The organism is bacterium, from assembly GCA_040755795.1.
GTDB lineage: Bacteria > UBA9089 > CG2-30-40-21 > CG2-30-40-21 > SBAY01 > JBFLXS01.
The window spans coordinates 1-2,948 of sequence record JBFLXS010000460.1 but is presented as its reverse complement, the minus strand read 5'-3'; the positions used below and the strand labels follow the sequence as shown (position 1 = coordinate 2,948).

Here is a 2,948-nt window from a genome sequence, read left to right as displayed (position 1 = left end):
TGTAAAATCCGGTTAGAAAGTTAACAAAGAATCCGGTCTAAAAAACGACAAAATCCTTCGGCGTCGAAATAAGACCTGACAAAAAAGTCAGGAGGTAAAAAGGAGATGTTGAAGGAAATGGAAAGAACCGTAATAAAATATCTAAGAAAAAAAGGAAAAAAGTATAAAGAAATAGGAGAAGAGATAGGTTGCCATAGAGCAACTGCATCAAAAGTAATGAAAGACCCTGTAGATAAAAAATACAAAAGACCGGCAGTAGAGAATCAAGTAACCCCTTACAGAAAAGAAATAGAAGAATGGATAAATAAGGGAATAAAAGTAAATCGAATGATGGAGAAAGCGCGAGAAGAGTTAGACCCTCCATATAAAGGAAGTCGAAGTGTATTTTATGAACAGGTGTCAAAAATAAAAAAAGAACTAAAAGAAAAACATCTTGAAACATTTATAAGGTTCGAAGGATTAGCGGGAGAATATCTTCAGATTGATTGGGGAGAAGTGCGAGACTTTCCGTTTATAAATAAAGAAAGACAGACACGTTATATATTCGCAGCTCGATTAAAGTATAGCCGTGTAATATATGCTGAATTTCAAAAAGACATGAAACTTGAAACTCTGATAAGATGTATAATAAGGGCTTTTGAATATATAGGAGGAATACCGTGGACTTGTGCCTTTGATAACATGAAGACAGTAATAATAGGAAGAGATGAAGAAGGGAAACCAATCTGGAATGAAGGATTTAAGAAGTTTTCAGTAGATATGGATTTCTATCGTCACATATGTGATCCTTATAGCGGAAATCAGAAGGGCAGCGTAGAAAATCTGGTAAAAACGGTAAAGGGAAATTTTGTAGGAGGCCGTGAATTTGTAGATGATGGAGACCTTTCAAACCGTTGTAAGGAATGGTTGAAAAAGATAAATAGCAATCCGTGCCAGGCTCATAATAGAATACCGTTCGAATTATTGCCTGAAGAACAGAAGAAATTTACCCCCCTTCAGACGAATTCAAAAGATTACGGAATTATGACAGTATGTAAAGTCAATCAGGAAAGCCGCATACATTTAGAAAATAATATATATTCCGTTCCTGCGAAATATGTAAATCAGGCAATAATAGTCCGTATAACGGAAGACCGGATTCTTATACACGATCCGAAAGGGACAGAATGTGTTGCAGAACACCGCCGCCGTTTTGGAAAGGGTGAAAAAGTGATAGTTCCTTCTCATTATGAAGAAGTGTTAATAAGAAAGCCAAAAGGAAGAGCCATGCTCTACAGAGATCATCTGATAAATCAGGATGAGCAGATATATAATTTTATATCCAATTTATGCCGCCGCCGGAGAGGAGTAGAAGCCTTTGGCCCAGATATGATAAAGATGTATGAACTATATAACAGACACGGCAAAGATGAATTTCTTGCAGCTATAGCCCTTTCATCGGAATGGGAATGTTATGGTTCTGAATATCTGGAATATCTCCTGGAGATTCCGTCACATGGGAACAGACAGGAATTGTTACCATTAAGAGGGCTGCCGTTCCAAAAAGAAATTGACCGCCCTATGGAAGTTTACCTGAACTATGTGGAAGGCGGTATAAAATGATGGAAGTTCTACTTAATAATCTAAAATTAAACAGAATAAAAGAAGTATACAGTGATTGGATAGAAAAAGCTGCTAAAGAAAATATGGGATATGGAGATTTCCTTCGCGGACTTTTACAGGAAGAAGTCTTATTCCGGGAAGAAAGAGGAATAAGAAGAAGATTGCGTATGGCCGGATTTCCTTATGAAAAAACGATAGAACAATTTGATTTCCGTTTCAGGCCGGAATTACAAAGACAGGTATTTTTGACCTATCTGGAAAATACTTTCATCAATCAGGGTAGAACTCTTTGTCTGATAGGTCCTGCAGGTCTGGGGAAAACACATCTGTCTATTGCTATAGGTATAAAACATCTTACCCAGGGATATGATGTAAGATTTTTTACTGTTCAATCTTTAATGAATAGAATACTGCAGGTAAAAAATATTTACGAAAGGCAAAAAGAAATCAAGTTATTGATAAAATGCGACCTCCTTATACTGGATGAACTTGGATACCTTGCTCTTAATTCTGATATAGGTCCTATATTATATGAAATAGTAGCAGGTAGGTATGAGAAAAAACCTTTAATTATTACGAGTAATAAGAGTCTTGTAGAATGGGGGAATATACTCCAGGATTCTTCTCTTGCTGCAGCTCTTGTTGACAGATTACTCCATCATGGAGAAGTTTATTATCTGTCAGGAGAGAGTTACCGCCTTCGTGGGAAAAAGATTACTTCTTTCTCTGACAGAGAAAATAAAGAGAAAAAATCCAATGATGTTAACGTATAAAAATTCTCATTATTTAAAACCAGGTTCAACTGAACGGAATAAAAGCATTGTCAACTTATTCGTTTACAATGGCAAAATGGCAATGTAAACTATTTAGTTGACATATGCATTTTACAAGGAAGGTGTTTTATGAAAAGTGAACTTATTATAAAAGATGAAGATAGATTTGTTGCCACTTTGAAATTTATATTATGTGTTGAACAAATTTCTCAGGTTCAACTTGCAAAAAAACTTGGACTTACAAAGCAAGCTATAAATAATAAACTTAATAAAGATAGATTGCCGAGATTGGATAAACTTATCAAGTTTCTTGATGGTATAGGTTATCAATTGGTTATCAGAAAAAGTAGTTAAAATTTTTGATTGGAGGTGATGGTATTTGCTTTTTTGAAAATAAATCCGGTAATGGAACAGGATATCTTTGGATTAAATATCCTTATAAATTAACTTTATAATTCCATTACGTAAGATCTTTCTAAAGGATCTTACAAGGTAAATATTTGTTCCGAAGGAATGTCGATTTTTAGACCGGATTTTTTTTAAAATTTGTCTACTTGACAAACGGATTTTACA

The 2,948-nt window shown here is 34.8% G+C and carries 3 protein-coding genes; all 3 read left to right on the top strand.

The features are described 5' to 3' along the window. Positions 1-117: 117 nt before the first annotated feature. A complete protein-coding gene (gene istA, locus AB1414_18330; protein MEW6609373.1) occupies positions 118-1,602 on the top strand; it encodes an IS21 family transposase in 1,485 nt (494 codons plus the stop codon). Continuing rightward, a complete protein-coding gene (gene istB / locus AB1414_18325) occupies positions 1,599-2,375 on the top strand; it encodes an IS21-like element helper ATPase IstB (protein MEW6609372.1) in 777 nt (258 codons plus the stop codon). Before istA ends, istB begins: the two co-directional genes overlap by 4 nt. A 129-nt stretch (positions 2,376-2,504) precedes the next feature. Continuing rightward, entirely contained in the window at positions 2,505-2,729 is a 225-nt protein-coding gene (locus AB1414_18320) for a helix-turn-helix transcriptional regulator (protein ID MEW6609371.1), read from the top strand. Positions 2,730-2,948 lie beyond the last annotated feature (219 nt).

What these genes read in the sequence shown, in the direction of transcription:
- istA (MEW6609373.1), top strand. Translation starts at nt 118, where the DNA reads ATGGAAAGAACCGTAATAAAATATCTAAGAAAAAAAGGAAAAAAGTAT.
- istB (MEW6609372.1), top strand. Translation starts at nt 1,599, where the DNA reads ATGATGGAAGTTCTACTTAATAATCTAAAATTAAACAGAATAAAAGAA.
- AB1414_18320 (MEW6609371.1), top strand. Translation starts at nt 2,505, where the DNA reads ATGAAAAGTGAACTTATTATAAAAGATGAAGATAGATTTGTTGCCACT.